Genomic DNA, 22,399 nt, shown 5'->3' with positions numbered 1-22,399 from the left:
GCAAACATCGTTTACGAGAGATATCTCAATAGACTGCACAGATTGACCAAAAGAGCGTCTTCCAACAGCCCTGTCCCAGGCATGCCCCCTGCAGCATTCGATCTGTTTGCGACCGACGGCCTCAGGTATTAAGACCAGAGGCCGCCCGGACGTGAGGGAATATCAATTACCTGTTCTTGTCTACGGGCTGGCGCATACGGTAAACACGCAGAGCATCGACCACCAGTGAAAATGCGGGAGAAACTTGTTTTCGGCTGGGGTAATACAGATAGTAGCCAGGGAAAGGCTGACACCAGGTTTCCAGCACCCGGATCAACCGACCTTCTTCAATATGCGCACCAAACTCTTCCTCAGGTAAAAATGCGATGCCTAATCCGGCCAGGGCGGCGGTGACAATATGTTCTGATGTGTTGAACGTCACCTGCCCGCTCACCCGAACGTTCAAATCACCACCTTCCTGATCAAAATCCCAGACATACAGTCCCCCGGACTTGACCATTCTCTGGTTTATACAGCAGTGTTGCGTCAGTTCATGTGGAGTTTGCGGAATCGGGTAGCGTGAAAAATACGCCGGCGAAGCCACGGCCGCCATGCGTAATTCCGGGCCAATCGGTATCGCAATCATATCCTTATCAATGGTGTCGCCCAGACGCACTCCCGCGTCAAAACGGTCGGCAACGATATCGCGGAAACCGTGATTAGCATCGAACTCAATATGAATATCCGGGTATTCACGCAGAAGCGGCGTCAGTTTGGGTAATAAAGTGGTACGTAATACATCCGGCCCGCAGGTGATTCGTACCGTACCGGCAGGTTTGTCACGCAGTTCCGTGAGCATATCCAGTTCAGCTTCAATTTCATCAAAACGGTTGCCGATGGCCTGCAGCAGCCGCTCTCCGGCCGCGGTTGGCGACACGCTGCGGGTGGTTCGGGTGAGGAGACGAATTTGCATGCGCTCCTCCAGTGCGGAAATCGCCTGACTGAGTGCGGGTTGCGTCACGCCGAGATGCGCCGCCGCTCGGGTAAAGCTCCCTTCGCGGGCAATGGTGACAAAATAAAGAAGGTCATTCAGGTTGCGCTTCATTCGCCTGACACTCCCAATTAATAACTCTGGCTTATAAGCCCATTAAGTATTCATTAGCTAGTCAGGCTACACCAGCCGTGTAAAACTTTCAGCCATTGATAATCATAAACAGCATGTTTATGCGTGCGTTTTTTGTCGTTATTCCCGTGAATAGCGTCCGGCCCCGGCTTGTCTGAATTTAGCCGGGTCGATATTCAGAGGTAGTCGTTTATGTCCACACTCCGTCATGAAAATCCACATTACGAACAGCACGCATACTGGAGCGGTGTGCTGGCGATGACGCTCTGCGTCTTTGTGCTTATCGCCTCAGAATTTATGCCTGTCAGCCTGCTGACGCCTGTCGCGGCCGATCTCAGAGTCAGTGAAGGACTGGCTGGACAGGGGATCGCCATTTCCGGGGCGCTGGCGGTATTGACCAGCCTGTCTCTTTCGACTCTTGCCGGAAATCTGCATCGTAAATATCTGCTGCTGGGCATGACGGCATTAATGGCTTTATCGGCAACAATGGTCGCCCTGTCTCCCTGCTACCTGATTTATATGGCCGGTCGCGCCCTGATTGGTATTGCGATCGGTGGGTTCTGGTCGATGTCTGCCGCCACGGCGCTTCGTCTGGTGCCACGGCATCGGGTCCCTCACGCATTAGCTATTTTCAATGGCGGTAACGCTCTGGCAACCGTTATCGCGGCACCGCTCGGCAGTTATCTCGGTGCCGTCATGGGCTGGCGCGGAGCGTTCCTCTGCCTTGTTCCGGTCGCGATCGTCGCCTTCATCTGGCAGTGCTTCAGCCTCCCCGCGATGGCACCCGACAACAACAGGCGGCCTGGGCGTTCTACTTTTCATCTGCTCTCCCGTCCCGTTGTTGCAGTTGGCCTGCTCGCCTGCGGGCTGTTCTTTATGGGGCAGTTCTCATTATTCACCTACGTACGGCCGTTTCTTGAAACCGTCACCCGGGTGGATATCAGCACCTTATCTCTCATTTTACTGACCATCGGGATAGCCGGTTTTATTGGCACGCTGGCGATCAGTCATTTTTTAAAGAGGGGCCTCTATTCGACGCTTGCAGCCATCTCTTCACTCATGGCTGTCGTCGCCGTAACGCTCATACTCACGGGCCAACACCTCGGGTTTGTCGTGCCGCTACTGGGGTTCTGGGGACTGATGGCGACAGCTGCGCCGACCGGATGGTGGGCCTGGATAGCGCGTACGCTGCCTGATGATGCCGAAGCCGGCGGCGGACTGATGGTTGCGGTTATCCAGCTTTCTATCGCCCTGGGTTCCACGCTTGGCGGTCTGACGTTTGATCACACCGGCTGGCAAAGCACTTTTGCTCTTAGCGGCGGGCTGCTGATTGTCGCAGCAGGGTTAACCATTCTGACATCACGTCAAACACACCACTGACAATTAAGGATAAACTCCATGAAAAATATGACTCTGGCGCTGGGGCTGTTAATCAGCTCGTTTGCCGCCACTGCGGCGGATATGACAAAAGGCGCCGACAACTTTTATAAAAGCGATAAGGTTATCCAGCAAAAGGTGACCTTTAAAAACCAGTACCAGATGAACGTTGTGGGCAATTTGTTTATTCCGCAAACCCTGAATCAGAATGCGAAAAACCCGGCGATCGTCGTCGGGCATCCGATGGGTGCGGTAAAAGAGCAAAGCGCGAATCTGTATGCGCAAAAACTGGCGGACCAGGGCTTTGTAACGCTGGCGATTGATCTCTCCTTTTGGGGGGAAAGTGCAGGTGAACCGGGTCATCTGATTTCGCCGGAAATTTATGCTGATGACTTCAGCGCGGCTGTGGATTACCTCAGTACCCAGCCGTACGTTGATCCTGAGAATATCGGTGTGCTAGGGATTTGCGGCAGCGGCAGCTTTGTTATCAGTGCGGCCAAAATTGACCCCCGTATGAAAGCGATTGCCACTGTCAGCATGTATGACATGGGAGCGGCTTTCCGCAATGGCCTGAATCATTCCCAGACGCCAGAGCAGCGTCAGGACTTTATCCAGTCGGCCATCGAACAGCGAATGGCCGAATTTAAAGGCGCAGCGAAGGCGTACATTCCGGGGACCGTAAACCAACTGGATGATTCAACACCGGCCATACAGCGTGAGTTTTTTGATTTCTACCGTACAGCGCGAGGCGGTTATACCCCGCAGGGTGAGCAACAAGAGCTGACCACCAAACCTCTGTTAAGCAGCATCGGCAAATTTATGAACTTCTATCCGTTCAACGATATTGAAACCATTGCGCCGCGCCCGATGCTGTTTATTACCGGCGCCAATGCGCATTCCAAAGAGTTTAGCGAGGATGCTTACAAACGCGCCGCTCAACCGAAAGAGCTCTATGTCGTTGCTGGCGCAGGCCATGTCGACCTGTATGACCGCACTGACCTGATCCCTTTTGCGAAGCTGACGTCATTCTTTAAAAGCAATCTGAAATAGTGATACCCGCCGCTCCCGTAAAGGGGGCGGCAAATTGACCTTCCCGGGGGGTAAGCGTTGCAGCGTATTGCGGTGCCTGCACAATCAGCGAGCAGGATTCGAAGCCTGCCCCGGCAGCATCAACGACATAATGTGCCAGGGTCTGTGGCAAGCTTCGGCCTCAGTGGTGAGGCCGTTTTCTGCAACGTGTCCGTGTAGCTGCGGACTTATCGGCCATTTGGCTTCATTAGCGGACAGACAAAGCAAAACGGTTTTCAAGCGCATGCGCAATTTCAGCTTCTGTCAGCAACTGCTTTTCTACCCTGTCTGCAGTAATGGTCTTCAGCATATTGCCGAGCAGAATAAAGCGCCCCTCGGGTCGATGCTGGATGACCAGCAGCTTTTGTACAAAGACCGCGTCGGGGTGCGTGGAGTTAAGGTAATTGGCCGGAACAAAATCAATCCACTCCTGAGGCGACAGGTCAAAACCGTATTGATCGCACCAGTTTCCCTCAACCCTGGCCTGAAGCAGATAGTATCCACTCGCATCACGACTAAGCCGGAACGTATCAAAATCCTGAATGATGTCCGTATCAAGTTCGTCTAAGGCCAGCGGCGCGCGGATACCGTAGCTACCAAACCCAAGGTCGCAAAGCCATTGACGACCATCAACTTCGGCGATGACCGCCATATGCGTTTTAGGCCGGCGCGCGGGGTAGAACATTGGCCGTGCCGCAACAAAACGGTAGGTTATACCCAGCGTCTGCAGCGCCATCGTAAACAGCCCGTTGAGTTCATAGCAGTAGCCGCCCCGTCTCTGCTGTAATAACTTGTCGGCAATATCATCAGGTGCCATCGAAACGATTTTACCTGCCTGTACGTCCAGATTTTCAAAGGGGATCGCAAAGAGCTGGTGACGCATGAGCGCATGTAGCGTCGCGGTATTAGCCGCCGCAGGTCCGCTATAGCCTATGCGCCGGAAGTAGAGGGAAAGGTCGAAATTGTCGCTGTGCATGTGACTACCCTGGCTGGTTTGTGTGGCACACACTATAGATGGCGCCTCGTATCGCCTGTATAGTCAGATTTATCAAAAATCAGACTATACAGATTACGATGTCCGAGCCATCCCCGCCGACTCCCCACTACCGCCGAATAGCCGAAATGCTGCGGCTGACTCTGACTTCAGGCGCTTTGCGAACGGGAGATCGGATTATCTCCGCGCGTAAACTGGCCGAGCGCGAGCAGGTCAGTCTCCCCACGGCGCTGGAAGCACTACGTTGCCTGGAGGCGGAAGGTCTGATTATCGCGCGCCCACGTTCAGGTTACTTTGTCCGCCAGATAATTCCCGCCGGGGAGACGCAGAGCACCGCTTCTGTCCCCGTACCCGTGCCGGTGACCATGTCCGCCATTGCCAGATCCCTGTTCGGGAGCGCGGAGGCGCGCCTGGTCCCGCTTGGCGCCGCGCTACCCGATCCCGCCTGGCTTCCCGTAGATACTCTGCACAGGGCATTGCAGACGGCAGGTCGTCGGCTTGATGCGCGCGGGCAGAGCTACAGCCTGCCCCCGGGAAGAGCAGACCTGCGCAGAAAGATTGCCGCACGTGCGGCACAATGGGGGGCTCTTTTTGGCGCGGATGACCTTATCATCACCGCAGGCGCTACCCAGGCGCTGCGTCTGGCTCTTCGCGCCGTGTGCCGGCCGGGCGATGCCGTGGCGATTGAGCAGCCGGCCTACTTCGGCACGCTCCTGCTGCTGGAGGATCTGGGGCTGAAGGCATTACAGATCCCCACTGATCCTGTTGAAGGGTTACTGTTAGCGCCACTTGAAGAAGCCATTCAGCGCCACCGTCCTGCAGCCGTTCTTGCCTCACCCACGGTGCAGAATCCGTCAGGAGCCAGTATGCCCGTCGCCCGCAAGCGGGATCTGGTGGCTCTGCTTGCCAGTAAGGGCATCCCTTTAATTGAGGACGATGTGTATGGCGATCTGGCCGGTGATGCGCAGCGTCCGCCTGCGTGTAAAGCCTTCGACAGGTGCGGAAATGTTATTTATTGCAGCTCGCTGTCTAAAACCCTGGCGCCGGGCTGGAGAATTGGCTGGATTGCAGCCGGACGCTATCACTCAACGGTATTGCAGGCCCGAATGGCCGGAGAGTGGGCCGGCGCGCCGCTGATTGAAGCCGCGGCGAACGAGATCCTGGCCAGCGGTGATTATGACAGGCATCTGCGGCACCTGAAGCTCCACATTGCGCAAGGGATACAGGCTATCATCGCAAAGGTTGAAACAAGCTTCCCACCGGGCACGCGGGTCGCCGCCCCGGAAGCCGGTTTTCTGATTTGGGTAACACTCCCGTCACAGATAGATGCGCTGGAGGTACATCGTCGCGCACTCGCCCTTGGCATTGGTGTCAGTCCGGGCCCGTTGTTTTCCCCGGGGGCGGCAGAACTGAAAAACTTCCTGCGCTTGAACGGTGCGAATGAACCCACCCGCCATCTGTTGAATGCCGTGGAACAACTCGGTCTTTTGTGCCATGAGTTGGCCGCGGGACATTGACAGCGGAAGTGTTCTGCAGTCAGCGAATCCATCCTGTGAAGGCGCCAGAGGCTAAATGCTTGCTCGGTTCACGATACCAGCCTTGTGCCGGGGGCGGACGTTAGCGAGAGGTCTCCATTAACCTGATGAAGACAAATTCAGCCGCTCGTAAGACGCTTTGCCCTGTCTGCCCTGTCTGCCCTGTGCAGCTTTCGCCGATAAAAAAGCCCCGCATTTGCGGGGCCTCAGAGTAAACAGGTTAGCGTTAGTCAAAAACACCATTAATAATTGATGTCACGATTGCCGTACTTAATGCGACCAGCACCAAATCATCGCCAACCGCACGCCATTCATATCCTGGGTAATACGGTAAATCGTTAATCATGGATGCCGGGAGCGTTTTCTTCGCAATCCCCGGAGGCAACGGTTTGCCGCGGACTAAATTCTTCGCGATACCCGGGGGGAGCGCCTTATAACCCACCAGACCATAATTGACTGCCAGGGAGCGCGCCCGCGAGAAGCTGATATCGGAGTCAACGTGGTCTGGTTTTCCGTAGTTCTTGCGGTTGCCATGATCCTCACCAGACTTCCCATTCCCCTGGCCTTTGTTGCTATGGTCTGCGCTGTTGCCATGATTGCCGCTGTTCCCGTGGTTACTCCCCCCATTGCCATGCCCACCGCCATTTCCATTTCCTGGGTTTGCATAAACCGGTGCAGCAACAACGACAAGCGATATAACCGCCGCAAGTGCAGTTTTGAGAGTGCGACGCTTAAACATGATGACGGTTCCTTAAGATTACGTGGACACTTTAAACATATGACAAAGCTATACCCTTAACAATTTCATGTTTTCTTATTTTTGGCAGATGTTGCAACCCGCATCATCTCCCATCGTGCCTTCAGAGAATGAACCGGCATCATTCACCGGAAAGAAAAGTTCAGCATTCCAGATGGCCGCCAGGTAAAGTCCTGACGGCGGTTTTAGTGCCGGGAGAACGGTTATTTGAGAAATACAGTACAAGACATCGGCATTTGTCGGGCACAATAATGCAGCCGCTCTCTCGCTAACATGATTATTCCGTCACCGGGTTATTCCTTTGACTGCGGACTTTGAGGAAAATATGCAGTAATCCCATTGCGCCGTGGGCCCAGAAATAAGTCTCAATGAATACGGTCAGGAATCTATGCAAGCCCAGGACATCATGTGCCAGCGCAGAGGATGGACCAAACGCGGTATTCAGCACAAACCAGAGCCCGCCACACAAAGCCACGCCCAGCAGTGCCAGAACACCCAGTCCCTGAATGGATGCCGCCACTCCCCCGGCATGCGCGTCAGGTAGACGCAATGCAATCAGCGTCTTGAGATCGGCAGCCATGCCGCGAAAATCGAGCTTCAGCCAGGCAAAATAGTAATGAAAACCACGCTGTGTCAGCATCCAGATAAGCATCACAATACCCAGAGCAATCAATGTAAATCCAGAGATAACATGAAACCATGTCATGAACCCAGCCAGGTTAACGTCGCCGAGGGCCTCGCTTTCAGTAAAATCAGAGTTAATAATCTGCAATAAAACCAATACCGCTACGCTGATATGTAGCGCACGAAAAAAAGGGGTGTCGCGGTGAGGAAGTGCATTACATAACCGGTCTTTCATCATTTAACCATGTTGTTTACGGGAAGGTTGATTTCATCAGTATCGTTGCGGTTAATTAACGAAACCTTAAAACCACACTGAAGTTATCAATTTATTCCATTTCAGGATCCGCGGGACGCGCCTGCGGTTGTTCGCGAACACCGGTGGCCGACGGGTGCCTGGAGTCGACGCCAAAGCGGTCGCGGAAAGAGGCATTTGACGTCGTCGCGAACGCTGAAATAACGCCGTTCGGCGGCATGACCGGAGCCTGATATCATCTGCGCGATAGCAGCGACCGCGCAGGGCTACGCGGCCGTAGTCATTTAACATTTACCCGGCAATGATTCATAGTATATTGGGACTATCCTCTCTTTTCAGGTCTCCTTCATGTCTTACTCCATCGGTGAATTTGCCCGGCTTTGCGGGATTAACCCCACCACGCTTCGCGCCTGGCAGCGTCGATATGGTCTGCTCAAACCGCGGCGTACAGAGGGTGGACACCGTCTGTACAGCGATGATGATGTTCAGCAGGCGCTCAAAATTCTCGACTGGATTCAAAAAGGCGTTCCCGTCAGCCAGGTGAAACCTCTGCTGGATAGCCCCGTCACGAGGCGTACTGACAACTGGTTAAACCTGCAGGAAACCATGCTGCAGCGGCTGAAGGAGGGTAAAATCGACGCCCTGCGCCAGCTCATCTACGATTCAGGCCGCGAGTCCCCTCGCCCGGAGCTGGTAACGAAAGTATTGCGTCCGCTACGCGGTAAACTGTCTGCCCGCATCCCGACGGTGATGACGCTGCGCGAAATCCTCGACGGGATTATTATCGCCTATACCTCGTTTTGCCTCGAAGGCGACAAAAAAGCGCCGGGAGATAACTGGCTGATAACCGGCTGGCATCTCTCCGACTCCTGCGAAATCTGGCTGGAGGCCCTCGCCCGTAGCGGCCAGGGCCAGCGTATCGATCTCCTTCCCGTCCCGCCGGCGGCTCTGGCGCCCGAGGTTTTCCCGCAGCGCAACTGGCTGCTGGTCACCTCCGGAAAACTGACCGCAGCCCGCAAAAAACAGATTGCATGCTGGCGGCAGCAGGTCAATGCCCTCGACGTTATCTCCCTCTCCTGCGGCGATGCCTCGCCGGAAGCGGCCGCCGATACGGCTCAAGGAGATTGAGTCCTCCGCGCTTTTCCACATCGCCTGACGGAAAGGGCCGGTAAAAATCGTCAAATATAACTTCATGAATTAAATAAATAATAATAAATATCCTCGCCAATATTTGGACAAATATTAGTTATTGTGTAAGTTTTAGGTATGTGAAGACGTCGCGCGGCCCGGCAACCGACGCAGCTCCTGTTGTTCCTACAACCAATGCAATCATGAGGATGGCACCATGAACACGCAACCCGCGGTCGGCATCAGCGCATGTTTAACCGGCTCCGCCGTACGCTTTGACGGTGGACATAAACGGATGGGCTTTGTCATGGATGAACTGGCGGATTGGGTCGCCTTCAAACCCGTCTGTCCGGAGATGGCCATCGGCCTGCCCGCGCCTCGCCCGGCCCTTCGTCTGGTGCACACCACCGAAGGGACCATTGAGATGCGTTTTAGCCAAACGCCCCAAGATGATGTGACGGAGAAAATGGCCGAATTTACCCGCTCATTTCTCCCCAGCGTGGACGCCCTCTCTGGCTTTGTTGTCTGTGCGAAATCGCCCAGCTGCGGTATGGAGCGCGTGCGGCTGTATGACGAAAACGGTAACCGCGGACGTAAAGAAGGAGTGGGTCTTTTCACGCAGCAATTGCTCACGCACTACCCGTGGCTGCCCGTAGAGGAGGATGGCCGCCTGCACGATCCGGTGCTGCGGGAAAACTTTGTCGAGCGCGTCTTCGCTCTGCACCAGTTGAATACCCTGCGCGCGCAGGGACTCAGCCGTCGTGCGCTCCTGGATTACCATAGCCAGTACAAGCTGCAGCTGCTGGCGCATGACCAGGCGGGCTATCGCGAAATTGGGCCTTTCGTTGCCTCCCTTCATCAGTGGGAAGATCTGGATGCCTTCTTTGTCGCGTATCGCACTAAGCTGATGGCCATTCTGAAACAACCCGCTTCGCGGAAAAACCATACCAACGTGCTGATGCATATCCAGGGCTACTTCCGCGAACGGCTCAGTAGCCGCCAGCGCGGCGAACTTCGCGAGGTGATCCTCAACTATCGCGCCGGTTTGCTGCCAATACTCGCGCCGATGACATTGCTCAAACACTACCTGGGCGAATTTCCGGACCGCTATTTGCTGACGCAAAACTACTTTAACCCCTATCCACAGGATTTAGGTCTGCGCCTGAGACTCCTCTGATGACGTAAAACGGGCCCGCCGTCGCGAGCCCGTCATTGCTGTCGCTTTTGCGGCAATTATCTGAACGGTGAATTCAGCGGAACTTCGGCATCAGGTTCATGAGTGATGCGGTTTCGCAGATCGCGACGGATCATCTCTATCGCCCAGAACCAGAAAATATGCCCGACCAGTTCCGAAATATATTCGTCGGCGGGGATATTAAGCAGAGAAGGCGTCAGACCTAATAAAGGGAAAGAGATCCAGTGAACGGCGATAGTGGCGACGATACCCGCCCATACCCCCTGCCATAGTTTTACTTTGGGGAAAACTTCTGCCACCACGCAATAGCCAATGGCAAATACCAGCGAGAAAATAATATGTGTCACCATCACCGGATTGATGATGTGTTCTGAGAAGGTATAAACGGTGTGAGTAGGATCAATCCCCAAGTAATCACGTAAAAAAAGATAGGGCGGGTTAAACTCATCCCTGCCGCCGGAGAAAGTACGGGGCGGTAACGGAACTTCGGCCCCCCACTTCACAAATGCCGACATAATACCTGCGATAATCCCCACGCCTGTTGCCACGCCATAACGTCGGCGTCCGGGTTCCGTTTGTGCAAAGAAGTCCTTGATAGCCATCGAATACCACCTGATTATTTTTAGAATGAATACATTAGCTATGTTTAATGTTACTCATGGCTGGTCATATTGATCGCGATCACACTTTTGTCTATGAGAACAATTTTTATTCGTATCTCTTTGCTCGTCAGGTCAATGCGTTACCTTCTCACGGCATACGTTTCTCGCCGCAAAAAGTCGCCATCGGCCTTATTTTTATTGCAAAAATAGCGGCAAATTAGCGCACAACCGTGAAGTGACTTCGGGGAATCCAGCCGTTCTGGCCCCCGACTTTGCCCTCGCTATCCCGGCACGCCGATGTTTTGCCTGAATGACAAAGGACGACCAACGGCAAAGAGATCCTGAACAATTCCGGGTGAACGTAGAGCAGAAAGATCGGCTGCCGAATTAACGCTAACCGGCATTGTTTAATTTAAAGCGGATGGTTTTGGTCATTCCCTTATAGGGCTTATTGCTCTCAAAGCGCCATTTTGCCACGGCGGAAATGACGGCATCATCGAAGAGGTGCTGTGGTTCAGAGGTTAATATCCACATTTTCTCCACTTTACCGTTGGCGCCAACATCAAAACGGATCTTCACTTCCCCATCAAGATGGTTGGCCAGCGCGTAATAGGGATAAACGGGTGGCGTGGAGACCAGCTGCTCAGGCGCAACTCCTTTCATCTGGCTGGTGCAGGCGGATATCAGGCAGCAGCCGGCAAACAGAAAGGCCCTGGATATTTTCATCATCAGCTTCCATATTGATAATAATTCTCAATACTATCACAAGAGGCTGATGCTCAGAGGATTTTTTCCTCTTTTTATGCGCAGTGAAGGCGTAACCGGCAAGCGGCAAAGAGAGAGGCCGCCTGCCTCTATCCGCAGGCGGCCTGCGGGTTACACGGATTTATCAACGTTGGTATTTGCACCGGAGGTCAGGATGCGAACCTTATCGCCTTTATTGAAGGTCAGTCGACCATCATCTGGCTGCAGCACCTGGATTAGCTGGCCAGATTGCGTTTTGATCGTCAGTTCGATCTGCCGGGCGGCCTGGCGCTGCGTTTGCCGGTGATGCGACGCGCTGGCTCCGGCAACCGCGCCCACCGCCGTCATCGCCGTTTGCCCGCTCCCGTTACCAAACTGGTGGCCAATAGCACCGCCAACCGCGCCGGCGGCAAGCGTTCGCAGCGGCTGACTGCGAGTCTCGCGGGTGATGATTTGACTTTGCTGCACAACGCCGTAATCCACCACGGTTTTGCTACCCGCAAAGCCGGGCTGGCAGGTAAAGGCGAGAAAGCCGAGAGCGATGAACAGGAATCTCTTCATAATGGCTCATTTTTCATTCTGTCGCTGGTGATGCGATCCTGCAAAAAGAGAATCCCGCCATTGCTGGCGGGTTCGAAATTAATTCAGCGCTTCCTGGAGATCTTTTTTAACCTGGGTACGCTGTTCCGGGGTCAGCACCTGGTTGACGCCAAAATAGTATTTCACGCGGTAGTAACGGACCTGCTGATCTAACTGTCCAAAAGCAGCCAGCTGTTGTTTCACTTTCGCCTCATCCCACTTACCGGACTGGATAACATCGATCAGCGCGCCATCTTTGAAACCTTCGATTTTGATATTGTTGACGTTGGTTTCAAACTCCTGATGCAGACCCTTAATTTTTGTCACCTGATCGTTACTCAGCTTAAGGTGCTGCACCACCGGGTCCTGAGAAACCGGCGGTACTTCGTCAGCGGTGGCTGCCTGAGCGGCCATGGAGAAACCCGCGGTCATCGCCACGGCAAGCAGGGTGTTACGGAAAAGTTTATTCACAATCAATTATCCTTAATGTGCAAAAAAAGAGATTTGATTATTACGATCAAATTGAAAGCCTTCTGTAACAAAGAGTTAAATTTAAATTTGGATCATAATCCGCTGGACATAGCGCCATTTTTACCGGCACGGAGAGCGGGATACTCCGCCCCTCTTCAGCAGCATTTTATGCTGGGTTAAAAACTATAACCCGCGAGAGTCGCCGCACCGCCGCCTTGCTAAACAGCGCTTTTATTCTTCTCAGTGTACGTTTAATGGACAAGTTGCAGAATAAAACAAAATAGCGATAGCTGAGGCGGGAATGGCGGCAAAAAAAAACCGCCAGATAGCTGGCGGTGAATAAATGCTTGCATGGATAGATTGTGTTTTGCATTTTACGTAGAGGCATTTTCCCTCTCCTTCTACGCCTGGCCATACGCTAGCATAGTTATCTTCAATGAAAGTTAAACCGACGTCCGCTTACAGTTTATCCACCAGCGCTTTGAGCTGCGCAATCAGCGGATCGCGGGAATATTCCCCCTCACGAGGCCAGGTTGACTGGCGGACGATCAATCGGGTGGGGAGCAGTTCGCGGATCGGCACCTGCGGCGCCGCCATCTGCTGGGTCAGCAGCTCCACCGCCCGTTTACCAAGCAGATCGAAGTTTTGCGCCACGGTCGTCAGCGGCGGCTGAAAGTAAAGACTGTCCGCCGTATCGTCATAGCCGGTGACCGAAACGGCACTGTTGCCGGTACGATTAAGCTGCGCCAGCGCGCTGAGTACCCCTAATGCCATCTGGTCATTAGCCACAACGATGGCGCTGATCCGTGGCTGCAGGTGGAGCAGTTCAAAGGTTTTCTGCCAGCCGCTGGCGGCGCTCCAGTCGCCAAATACCGTCACGGCCTGGCTCACGCCCAGGCGATGCAATGTCTCCCGCCAGCTACCGAGGCGCAACCGGGCAGAGACCGAGCTTTCCGGACCGGCCAGCAGGCCAAAATCGCGATGGCCGAGCTCCCAGAGATGCCGCACGCAGGCGCCGCAGCCATCACGATGATCAAAACGCACGCAGGAGACTTCCGTCTCCGGTGACACATCAAGAAACAGACAGGCGATATCGGGGTTTTCCTGCACCAGCCGTTCCGCGATGCTGCTCTCCAGCGGCAGGCTGATAATCGCGCCGCGAATATGCTGAGCGCGAAACTCATCCAGCCGGGTCTGAAGTGAAGCGTAATCGCTGCGTTCGGGCATGGCGATGGACACTTCCAGCTGATGAGCCCCGGCATGGCTTTTCACCGCCGACGCGATTTGTGATGGCGCGTGCAGCGTCAGCGACGCCGTAATCAGCCCGATTGAAGGTGCCGCTTTCCCCGCCAGCAGCTGCGCCGATCGGTTGGGAACATAATGCAGCGCCTGCATCGCGCGGATCACTTTCTCGCGAGTTCGCGCGGAGACCACATCGGGACGATTCAGTACCCGGGAGACCGTTTGTTGCGAAACGCCGGCCTCGTGTGCCACATCATCTAAGGTTGCCGAACGCCGCTGCATAATCCCCCCCTCTCTGTGCAAAATCAGTCTGAATACGCCAAATGTCGCCCGCTAACATTTTATGTCTAACTGACGACAAAAATCAGCTCTGATTCTGAAGTTTCGTGATCGTGAGTCGGTTTCATTTTCGCCAGTATTGCGGCCTGATAGAAAATATCTGATAACGGCATCATCCTTGTCTAGCGAATGACATTTTTTTCACTTATCCGTCAGGTATGCCTATGCAACAACATGACTCAAACGCGGTTCGCTCGTTGACGTTTCACGATGTACTGGCCCGTGAAGACTGGCAAAATCAGACCATTACTCACCTTAATCGTTTAGCGGCTCACCCCACGTTTGCCAGCTGGCGATCGCTCGACGACGCCCGGGACAACCGCCCCTCCGACCGCCTCCGCCTGCTCGACGGGCTGTGGCAATTTTGCTGGTCCCCCAGCCCGTTTGCCGTCGATAGCCGCTGGATCGAGCGCGATCTCGAAACCAGCCGCTGCACCCCCGTGCCCTCTAACTGGCAGATGGAAGGCTACGACGCACCGATCTATACCAACGTCCGCTATCCCATCGAGACGACGCCACCGCGGGTCCCGGAAGAGAACCCGACCGGCCTGTACTCGCTGAACGTCACGCTGGAGCAAAACTGGCTGGCCGATGGCCTGACGCAGATTATTTTTGACGGCGTTAACTCCGCGTTTCATCTGTGGTGTAACGGCGTATGGGTCGGTTACTCCCAGGATAGCCGGCTGCCGGCTGCTTTCGACCTGACCCCCTATCTGCGGGCGGGCGACAACCGCCTGTGCGTGATGGTCATGCGCTGGAGCGCAGGCAGCTGGCTGGAAGATCAGGATATGTGGCGCATGAGCGGGATTTTCCGCTCGGTGTGGCTGCTGAACAAACCGAAGCAGCACCTGAGCGACGTGCAGATTTCCCCGCAGCTGGATGCGCTGTATCGCGATGGTGAACTGCAGGTCAATCTGGCCATCGCCGCCGCTGATGCGCAGTTGGCCGGGCTGGTGGCGGAAGTCAGCCTGTGGGATGGCGAACAGCTGGTTGCCCGCCAGCGCCAGCGCCCAGGTTCTGCGCCAGTTGACGAACGGGGCCATTATGCCGAACGGGCAACGCTGGTCCTGGCGGTGGAAAAACCGCGGCAATGGAGCGCGGAAACGCCCCACTGCTATCGTACCGTGGTTGCCCTGTGGCACGGCGAAGAGCTGGTTGAAGCTGAAGCCTGGGACATCGGCTTTCGCCGGGTAGAGATCAGCAACGGCCTGCTGCTGCTCAACGGCAAACCGCTGCTGATCCGCGGGGTGAACCGCCATGAGCACCACCACCAGCGCGGCCAGGTGGTGACCGAAGAGGATATGCTGCAGGACATTCTGCTGATGAAGCAGAATAACTTTAACGCCGTGCGCTGTTCGCACTATCCCAACGCCGCACGCTGGTATGAACTGTGCAACCGCTACGGCCTGTACGTGGTCGATGAGGCGAACATCGAAACCCATGGCATGGTGCCAATGAACCGCCTGTCCGACGATCCGGCCTGGCTGCCGGCCTACAGCGCCCGCGTCACCCGGATGTTGCAAAGCCACCGTAACCATCCGTCGATTATTATCTGGTCGCTGGGGAACGAGTCCGGCTGCGGTGCAAACCATGAAGCCATGTATCACTGGCTGAAACGCGAAGATCCTACGCGTCCGGTCCAGTACGAAGGCGGCGGCGCCGACAGCACGGCGACCGATATTATCTGCCCGATGTACGCCCGCGTGGAACGCGATCAGCTGATTCCGGCAGTGCCGAAATGGAGCATTAAAAAGTGGATTGGCCTGCCCGGCGAACAGCGACCGCTGATTCTCTGCGAATACGCTCACGCGATGGGCAACAGCCTCGGTAATTTTGCCGATTACTGGCAGGCTTTCCGCGAATATCCGCGCCTGCAGGGCGGCTTTATCTGGGACTGGGCAGATCAGGCAATTGAAAAGACCTTCGAGGACGGCAGCGTGGGCTGGGCCTACGGCGGGGATTTTGGCGACACGCCAAACGACCGGCAGTTCTGCATGAACGGGCTGGTATTCCCGGATCGCCGTCCTCATCCTTCGCTGATTGAAGCGAAACATGCCCAGCAATATTTCCAGTTTTCCCTGCTGGCGCAGTCCCCGCTGCGGATCGGTGTGGCGAGCGAATACCTGTTCCGCGCCACCGATAATGAAGTGCTGAACTGGCAGGTGCAGTCCGCCGGTGAAACCGTGGCCAGCGGCAGCCTGGCGTTGAACCTCGCGCCGCAGGGCCAGGAAGATTTTACCTTATGCGACGGTCTGACCTTGCCGGCAGGCGCCAGAGAGGTCTGGCTGACGCTGGAAGTTGTCCAGCCGCAGGCGACGGCGTGGTCTGACGCCGGGCACCGCGTGGCCTGGGCGCAGTTCTCCCTTGCCGCCCCGCTGGCCTTACCCGCACCCGCCGCCGTCGGACCGGCACCGGAGTTGACCATCGATGATGAGAGCTTCACCGTCCGTCAGGGATCTCAGCAATGGGTTATCGATCGTCAGAGCGGCTTGTTAACTCACTGGCTGGCGGAAGGCGCAGAGCAGTTGCTGTCTCCGCTGCGCGACCAGTTCGTTCGCGCTCCGCTGGACAACGATATCGGCGTGAGCGAAACGGATCGTATCGACCCCAACGCCTGGGTTGAGCGCTGGAAAAGCGCCGGACTTTATGCGCTCGACGCGCGCTGCGTTCGCTGCACCGCGCAGCGCCTGGCACATGAGACCATCGTCGACAGCCGCTGGCACTATCTGCGCGGCGACGAAGTGGTCATCGTCAGCCAGTGGCGGATGACTTTTGATAGCGATGGCCATCTGCATGTGGCGGTGAGCGGAGAGCGGGCCGGCACGCTGCCGCCGCTGCCACGCGTGGGCCTCCACTTCCAGGTCCCAGACCAGCAGTCACCGGTCTCGTGGCTCGGCTACGGGCCGCATGAAAACTACCCTGACCGGAAGAGCAGCGCCTGTTTCGCCCGCTGGCAGCTTCCGCTGGCAGCGATGAGCACGCCCTATATTTTCCCGACGGAAAACGGCCTGCGCTGCGACAACAAAGCGCTGGATTGGGGACGCTGGCACGTGACCGGTGACTTCCACTTCTCGGTTCAGCCCTACAGCACCGAGCAGCTCATGGCAACCGACCACTGGCACCGGATGGCCGCGGAAAAAGGCGTCTGGATCACCCTCGACGGCGAGCATATGGGCGTCGGCGGCGATGACTCGTGGACACCAAGCGTGCTGCCGCAGTGGCTGCTGCTCGGGACCCGGTGGCAGTACCAGCTCTCACTGTCTTTACGCTAAACCCTCAACGGGGGCTCTCGCCCCTTTTAAAACGGCTATACCCGCATATTCGGGATGCACCGTGGCGGAAATGGGCAGAATTCGGGCCGAAGCCCAGGGATGGCGAGTATCACCAAGGGAACAGCGTGCCGCCAGGATCAGGCAGCTGGAATGATGACGAGTATAATAACACTGGAACATCTCTATGAAATTCTCTGAACTGGCGCCACGCGAACGGCATAATTTTATTTATTTCCTGCTGTTCTTTTTCTTTTACTACTTCATTATGTCGGCCTACTTCCCGTTTTTCCCGGTATGGCTGGCGGACGTAAACCATTTAACTAAAACGGAAACCGGGGTTGTCTTCTCTGCTATTTCGCTGTTCGCCATTATTTGCCAACCGATATTTGGCTTGATATCCGATAAGCTAGGGCTGCGTAAACACCTGCTGTGGACCATCACCATCTTATTAATTCTGTTTGCCCCGTTCTTTATATTTGTCTTCTCACCGCTGTTGCAGGTCAATATTATCGCCGGGGCGCTGGTGGGTGGACTCTATCTGGGCATTGTCTTCTCCAGCGGTTCCGGCGCGGTCGAAGCCTATATCGAGCGAGTCAGTCGCGCCAACCGTTTCGAATACGGCAAGGTCCGCGTTGCTGGCTGTGTCGGCTGGGCGCTCTGCGCCTCAATCACCGGCATCTTGTTTGGCATTGATCCCAATATCACCTTCTGGATCGCCTCCGGCTTTGCACTGGTGCTCGGGGTACTGCTGTGGTTCTCCCGTCCGGAAAGCAGCAACAGCGCCCAGGTTATGGATGCCTTAGGCGCAAACCGTCAGGCGTTTTCTCTGCGCGTCGCCGCCGAGCTGCTGCGAATGCCGCGATTCTGGGGATTTATTATCTATGTGGTCGGCGTTGCCAGCGTCTATGACGTATTTGACCAGCAGTTTGCCAATTTTTTTAAAGGCTTTTTTGCCGACCCGCGGCGCGGAACCGAAGTCTTTGGCTTCGTCACCACCGGCGGCGAATTGCTGAATGCGCTGATCATGTTCTGCGCCCCGGCTATTGTGAACCGTATCGGGGCGAAAAATGCGCTGCTAACCGCCGGGATGATTATGTCCGTACGTATTCTCGGATCTTCATTCGCCACGACGGCGGTCGAGGTGGTTATCTTAAAAATGCTGCATATGTTTGAAGTTCCGTTCCTGCTGGTCGGCACCTTTAAATATATTTCCTCAGCATTTAACCCGAAACTGTCCGCTACCCTGTTCCTGATCGGTTTTAACTTATCGAAGCAGCTCTCTGGCGTCGTGCTGTCGGCATGGGTTGGCCGCATGTACGACACCGTCGGCTTCCATCAGGCTTATCTGATTCTGGGTTCGATTACCCTGGGCTTTACCGTTATCTCGCTGTTCACCTTGAAAGGCAGTAAAACGCTGCTGCCGACCGCCGGCTATAACAACGCCGCGTAAACCGCAAATTCGCGGCCCGTTGCGTAAGACGGGCCGCGAACATTATCCGGACGCTGCGGCTTTGATTCGCGTCTCGCCGTCGCTGTTTTCCAGCTCGTATATCCGGCTCTCGGCCTGTGAGGAGATAAGCGCCGCCAGCTCGGCAGAGTGGCTGGTCAACCAGATTTGACTATAGCGGGAGGCCTCGACAATCAGCCGGGCCAGCGCCGGAAACATCTGTCGATGCAGGCTGTTTTCCGGTTCGTTAATTGCCAGGAATGCCGGCGGGCGCGGGCTCAACAGCGCTACCGCCAGACATAAAAAACGCAGCGTGCCGTCAGACATTTCCGCCGCCAGCAGCGGGCGAAACACGCCGTTGCGCCGCATCTTAATCGAGAAACGCGAGTTTTCATTTTCGCAGAAGAACGCGCACTCCGGAAAAGCGGCGGCCAGAATCTCGTGCAGCAACTCTTCGGCGCCAATTTCGACAATCGTCTGAAAAGCGGCGGCAAGATTATGCCCGTCGCTGTCGAGGACCGGTGAACGATAACCTACCGTCGGATGCCGCAGCGCCGAATGTCGGCTGATGTTAAATTCGTGGTAGAAACGCCACTGGCGCATAGTTTCCCGAACGCGAGAAACTTCCGGGAAGCGGTGCGGCTCGCCCAACTGGCCAAAGATCGACTCGTTTTCATAAATCGTATCGGTGAAGGTATTTTTCTCGCCGTTGACATCGAGCAGGAACGCGGCCTGGTTTTTGCGCTGCAAAACCCTGGCGGAAGGTCGACGGGAGAATCCCGCCAGCCAGATGGACTCCTCTTTGACAATCGGGTCGAGCATAAACTGGGTGGGATAAGGCAGCTTTTCCGGGAAACCCACCTGGAGCTCGTAGTCAAACTCGGCGGTCAGACAGGAAATTTGCAGCCGACGCGGGTGGCGCGCCGTCGCGGCCGTTCGCCCTGACCACATCACATTTTCCAGGCCGCCCTCCTCACTGATATAGCCTGAGAACTTGCCGTCCGCGGAGGCGGTTAACAGGTGAATGGCTTTGTAAATGTTGGACTTGCCGCAGCCATTCGGCCCAAACACGATGTTGAGCGCGCCCAGTTCCAGCTCGATATCCCTGACCGATCTGAAATTTTGTATGCGGATATGGTGAATCATGGTGCTCCCGATGAAAAAACTCCGCGCTGCGGCAGTGGTAAACAAGGGGAATGATAACACGGTCAGGCCGGACGAAGGTCAATCGTCCGGCAAGGACGCACTCAGCGGAGAGACTTTTTCATGCCTCGGGTCAGGGCCACGCGTTTGAGCTTGTCGGCATCGTCATGGGTTTCGCTAAACACGCCGAAAAAATAGCGTTCGTCATCGATCGTTTGCGAAACAATCCGATAGCTCAGCGGATTGCCAGATTTCGCGCCATACTGCGCGGCGGTGACGGACAGTTCCGTCGCCGTGCCGGCGACGCTGACCAACAGGCCATCCGCCTTTCCCCCCACCAGCATGACCTTGATTAGCGGGTCCACCATGTTCCTCCCGGATGGATCAATGGTTAATATGTGATCGCCGACGGCGTAGAGCATTTACACAACCTTCAGTACATTCTTATAGTTCATACCAGCCCGAATGAAAAAAACTCTTTCATATACTGAGCTAAGCATTGATTATTACTGGTAAAAGCTGGCAGATGATGAAGGAAAAAAGAGAAATTGTGAATCTTCATAACTCTTATTTGTCTTTATTTTTTTGTTTATTTTCCGCGACGTCCACAAAACCCGCCAGATCGACTTGTGTACCACAACCCCAGGGAACCATTCCGCTATGCGTCAATATCGATTCGCCCTTCTCCCATTGTTAGCCGCCCTGGCGCTCCCCGGTTGGGCGCATCAAGCTACGGTGACGACGGTTAAACAAGCCGAAAGCCAGCTTCAGGGTCGGGTCGGCTACGCCGAACTGGATTTAGCTTCCGGGCAACTGCTGGCCGGCTATCGTTCTGACGAACGGTTCCCGATGATGAGCACTTTTAAAGTTCTGCTCTGCGGCGCAGTCTTGTCGCGTGTCGATGCCGGTGAAGAACAGCTCGATCGCCGTATCCATTACCGGCAGCAGGATCTGGTGGAATATTCGCCGGTGACGGAAAAGCATCTTACCGATGGGCTCACCGTGGGCGAACTGTGCGCTGCCGCCATTACCCTGAGCGATAATACGGCGGCAAACCTGCTGTTGACCACTCTCGGCGGCCCGCAGGGGCTGACCAGCTTCCTGCACCACAGCGGCGACCAGACTTCGCGGCTTGACCGTTGGGAAACGGAACTCAATGAAGCGCGGCCGGGCGACGTGCGAGATACCACAACTCCGCAAGCGATGGCCAGGACACTGCGAAATCTGTTGACCGGTCGCGTGCTTTCCAGCGCCTCGCAGCAGCAGTTGCAACGCTGGATGGTAGAGGACAAAGTTGCGGGGCCGCTGTTGCGATCGGTGCTGCCGGCGGGCTGGTTTATTGCCGATAAGACCGGAGCCGGCAATCGCGGCTCGCGCGGGATCATCGCGGCTCTCGGTCCGGACGGTAAAGCTGCGCGCATCGTGGTGATTTATTTGACCGGGACCCCCGCCACAATGGATGAACGCAATAAACAGATTGCGGCCATCGGCGCAACGCTGGTCACGCACTGGTCCGCAGACGAGAACAGACCCTAGCCGCGCCGCGGGCGGTCTCGAACAGGAACTCCCCGGACAATGCCTCCCGGACGTAAAAAAGCCTCGCAAACGCGAGGCCTGACGTGGAGACAGCGCAGCGATGGAGGATTAGTTTTCTTCGTAACCTTCGAGAGCATCCTGAATGGCATCGGCTAAGGAAGCGACTTCCTGAGCCACATTACGTAAATCCATCTGGCTACGAATACCGGAATTTGCGGTTGATGAAGAGACGGCGGCTTTTGAAATTTCTAATGCTGCCTGAACTGCGAGCAAACGTTTATGTTTCTCGATAGCCGCGTCGCCACTATCACCATCAAATTGAAAGTATTTTTCTAACATAGCGGATCCTTTTCAGCCATTTCATTATCGGGGAGGATATTCTCGTCTAAGCGGAGGCAAATAAACAGCAAAAAAAATATTAATTACAAAGAGTTAATATTTACCTGTTTAACAACGCCGTTCCGGGCGCAGGGTGTCACTGAGGACAACGCCGGAAGAGGTCTGCAGGTTGGAAAGAGAAAAGCCGGGCGATTTTCTTTGCAGACATCGGGATACGTTTAAACATCGGGTCTTTTGCTGATGAACTGTTTGACGGTTACGCGAGCGGCGCACGAGAAACAATCGCGGCATCGCACGATTGACCTTCACGGCGTCCACTCAACTTGATACTGTATGCAACCACAGTAAAAATATCGTCAACAATTAACGCAGAGGGATGAAATATGTTTGTGGAACTGATTTATGACAAGCGGAACTTTGAGGGACTACCCGGTGCGAAAGAGACGATTGCAGCTGAATTATCGAAGCGAATTCACCGTATATTTCCCGATGCCGATGTGCGTGTAAAGCCGATGATGACCTTACCGGCAATTAACACCGATGCCAGCAAGCACGAAAAAGAACAAATCAGCCGTGCTGTGCAGGAGATGTTTGAGGAGGCTGATATGTGGATGGTAGAGGACTGATGGAGAGAGAAAGTGTCATTGCCTCT

The 22,399-nt window shown here is 55.2% G+C and carries 23 protein-coding genes; 10 read left to right on the top strand and 13 right to left on the bottom strand.

The window, feature by feature from the left end; translation table 11 throughout:
• Positions 1-166: 166 nt before the first annotated feature.
• Positions 167-1,084 (bottom strand): LysR family transcriptional regulator, encoded by a 918-nt coding sequence (locus BV390_RS10795; RefSeq protein WP_032687555.1) that lies wholly within the window; start codon positions 1,082-1,084, stop codon positions 167-169.
• A gap of 210 nt (positions 1,085-1,294) precedes the next feature.
• On the opposite strand from BV390_RS10795, the gene BV390_RS10790 reads away from it, so the two are divergent.
• Positions 1,295-2,482: an MFS transporter gene (locus tag BV390_RS10790; RefSeq protein WP_085396917.1), complete on the top strand. Its 1,188-nt coding sequence runs from the start codon at positions 1,295-1,297 to the stop codon at positions 2,480-2,482.
• 18 nt (positions 2,483-2,500) lie between these two features.
• Positions 2,501-3,529, top strand: a complete 1,029-nt coding sequence (locus tag BV390_RS10785) for an alpha/beta hydrolase (RefSeq protein ID WP_085396916.1) — start codon at positions 2,501-2,503, stop codon at positions 3,527-3,529.
• A gap of 226 nt (positions 3,530-3,755) precedes the next feature.
• Here BV390_RS10785 and BV390_RS10780 read toward each other — a convergent pair whose 3' ends face one another.
• Positions 3,756-4,523, bottom strand: a complete 768-nt coding sequence (locus BV390_RS10780; protein WP_085396915.1) for an arylamine N-acetyltransferase family protein — start codon at positions 4,521-4,523, stop codon at positions 3,756-3,758.
• 38 nt (positions 4,524-4,561) lie between these two features.
• On the opposite strand from BV390_RS10780, the gene BV390_RS10775 reads away from it, so the two are divergent.
• On the top strand, positions 4,562-6,058 hold the full coding sequence (locus BV390_RS10775; protein WP_032699758.1) for an aminotransferase-like domain-containing protein: 1,497 nt from the start codon (positions 4,562-4,564) through the stop codon (positions 6,056-6,058).
• 244 nt (positions 6,059-6,302) lie between these two features.
• On the opposite strand, the gene BV390_RS10770 is transcribed toward BV390_RS10775, so the two are convergent.
• The 3 genes from BV390_RS10770 to BV390_RS31145 form a co-directional block, all read right to left on the bottom strand.
• Entirely contained in the window at positions 6,303-6,815 is a 513-nt protein-coding gene (locus BV390_RS10770; RefSeq protein WP_032687546.1) for an anti-virulence regulator CigR family protein, read from the bottom strand.
• 295 nt (positions 6,816-7,110) lie between these two features.
• Entirely contained in the window at positions 7,111-7,692 is a 582-nt protein-coding gene (locus BV390_RS10765; protein ID WP_085396914.1) for a cytochrome b/b6 domain-containing protein, read from the bottom strand.
• 91 nt (positions 7,693-7,783) lie between these two features.
• The gene (locus BV390_RS31145; RefSeq protein WP_155274635.1) at positions 7,784-7,930 is read right to left on the bottom strand and encodes a hypothetical protein; all 147 of its coding nucleotides are present in this window, start codon (positions 7,928-7,930) and stop codon (positions 7,784-7,786) included.
• Positions 7,931-8,058: 128 nt separating this feature from the next.
• Between BV390_RS31145 and BV390_RS10760 the strand changes: the two genes are divergently transcribed.
• Together BV390_RS10760 and BV390_RS10755 are read left to right on the top strand one after the other, a co-directional pair.
• Positions 8,059-8,838, top strand: coding sequence for a MerR family transcriptional regulator (locus BV390_RS10760; RefSeq protein WP_032696118.1), 780 nt, complete (start codon positions 8,059-8,061; stop codon positions 8,836-8,838).
• A 217-nt stretch (positions 8,839-9,055) separates the two neighbouring features.
• Positions 9,056-10,015 (top strand): YbgA family protein, encoded by a 960-nt coding sequence (locus BV390_RS10755; protein WP_085396913.1) that lies wholly within the window; start codon positions 9,056-9,058, stop codon positions 10,013-10,015.
• A gap of 56 nt (positions 10,016-10,071) precedes the next feature.
• On the opposite strand, the gene BV390_RS10750 is transcribed toward BV390_RS10755, so the two are convergent.
• Complete coding sequence (locus tag BV390_RS10750) at positions 10,072-10,635, bottom strand: YagU family protein (RefSeq protein ID WP_004862371.1); 564 nt, start codon at positions 10,633-10,635, stop codon at positions 10,072-10,074.
• Positions 10,636-10,691: 56 nt separating this feature from the next.
• Between BV390_RS10750 and BV390_RS31140 the strand changes: the two genes are divergently transcribed.
• A complete protein-coding gene (locus BV390_RS31140; RefSeq protein ID WP_155274634.1) occupies positions 10,692-10,856 on the top strand; it encodes a hypothetical protein in 165 nt (54 codons plus the stop codon).
• Between the two features lie 172 nt (positions 10,857-11,028).
• Here the strand turns inward: BV390_RS31140 and BV390_RS10745 are convergent, their stop codons facing one another.
• From BV390_RS10745 to BV390_RS10730, 4 genes are all read right to left on the bottom strand, one after another.
• Positions 11,029-11,364, bottom strand: a complete 336-nt coding sequence (locus BV390_RS10745; RefSeq protein WP_048619437.1) for a TonB family protein — start codon at positions 11,362-11,364, stop codon at positions 11,029-11,031.
• 147 nt (positions 11,365-11,511) lie between these two features.
• Positions 11,512-11,940, bottom strand: a complete 429-nt coding sequence (locus BV390_RS10740; RefSeq protein ID WP_032687540.1) for a glycine zipper 2TM domain-containing protein — start codon at positions 11,938-11,940, stop codon at positions 11,512-11,514.
• A 78-nt stretch (positions 11,941-12,018) separates the two neighbouring features.
• Positions 12,019-12,390 (bottom strand): Spy/CpxP family protein refolding chaperone, encoded by a 372-nt coding sequence (locus BV390_RS10735; protein ID WP_046852789.1) that lies wholly within the window; start codon positions 12,388-12,390, stop codon positions 12,019-12,021.
• A 498-nt stretch (positions 12,391-12,888) separates the two neighbouring features.
• Positions 12,889-13,953 carry a LacI family DNA-binding transcriptional regulator gene (locus BV390_RS10730; RefSeq protein WP_032696114.1) on the bottom strand — a complete coding sequence of 355 codons (1,065 nt, stop codon included), beginning with the start codon at positions 13,951-13,953 and terminating at the stop codon, positions 12,889-12,891.
• Between the two features lie 221 nt (positions 13,954-14,174).
• On the opposite strand from BV390_RS10730, the gene BV390_RS10725 reads away from it, so the two are divergent.
• Positions 14,175-17,282: a beta-galactosidase gene (locus BV390_RS10725; protein WP_085396912.1), complete on the top strand. Its 3,108-nt coding sequence runs from the start codon at positions 14,175-14,177 to the stop codon at positions 17,280-17,282.
• A gap of 184 nt (positions 17,283-17,466) precedes the next feature.
• Positions 17,467-18,732: an MFS transporter gene (locus BV390_RS10720; RefSeq protein ID WP_032696111.1), complete on the top strand. Its 1,266-nt coding sequence runs from the start codon at positions 17,467-17,469 to the stop codon at positions 18,730-18,732.
• A 42-nt stretch (positions 18,733-18,774) separates the two neighbouring features.
• Here the strand turns inward: BV390_RS10720 and BV390_RS10715 are convergent, their stop codons facing one another.
• Together BV390_RS10715 and BV390_RS10710 are read right to left on the bottom strand one after the other, a co-directional pair.
• A complete protein-coding gene (locus tag BV390_RS10715) occupies positions 18,775-19,875 on the bottom strand; it encodes an AAA family ATPase (protein WP_085396910.1) in 1,101 nt (366 codons plus the stop codon).
• Between the two features lie 101 nt (positions 19,876-19,976).
• A complete protein-coding gene (locus BV390_RS10710) occupies positions 19,977-20,240 on the bottom strand; it encodes a hypothetical protein (RefSeq protein ID WP_015584254.1) in 264 nt (87 codons plus the stop codon).
• A 292-nt stretch (positions 20,241-20,532) separates the two neighbouring features.
• On the opposite strand from BV390_RS10710, the gene blaPLA reads away from it, so the two are divergent.
• A complete protein-coding gene (gene blaPLA, locus BV390_RS10705; protein ID WP_085396909.1) occupies positions 20,533-21,408 on the top strand; it encodes a PLA family class A beta-lactamase in 876 nt (291 codons plus the stop codon).
• 108 nt (positions 21,409-21,516) lie between these two features.
• On the opposite strand, the gene BV390_RS10700 is transcribed toward blaPLA, so the two are convergent.
• Positions 21,517-21,747 (bottom strand): hypothetical protein, encoded by a 231-nt coding sequence (locus BV390_RS10700; RefSeq protein ID WP_004862401.1) that lies wholly within the window; start codon positions 21,745-21,747, stop codon positions 21,517-21,519.
• Positions 21,748-22,130: 383 nt separating this feature from the next.
• Here BV390_RS10700 and BV390_RS10695 point away from each other — a divergent pair, with 383 nt between their 5' ends.
• Complete coding sequence (locus BV390_RS10695; RefSeq protein ID WP_032687533.1) at positions 22,131-22,373, top strand: DinI family protein; 243 nt, start codon at positions 22,131-22,133, stop codon at positions 22,371-22,373.
• Positions 22,374-22,399 lie beyond the last annotated feature (26 nt).

Origin of the sequence: Klebsiella sp. YJ, from assembly GCF_002108615.1 — a bacterium.
GTDB lineage: Bacteria > Pseudomonadota > Gammaproteobacteria > Enterobacterales > Enterobacteriaceae > Klebsiella > Klebsiella planticola.
Note: the sequence above shows the minus strand (reverse complement) of the source record. Positions and strands in the feature narration are given on the sequence as shown.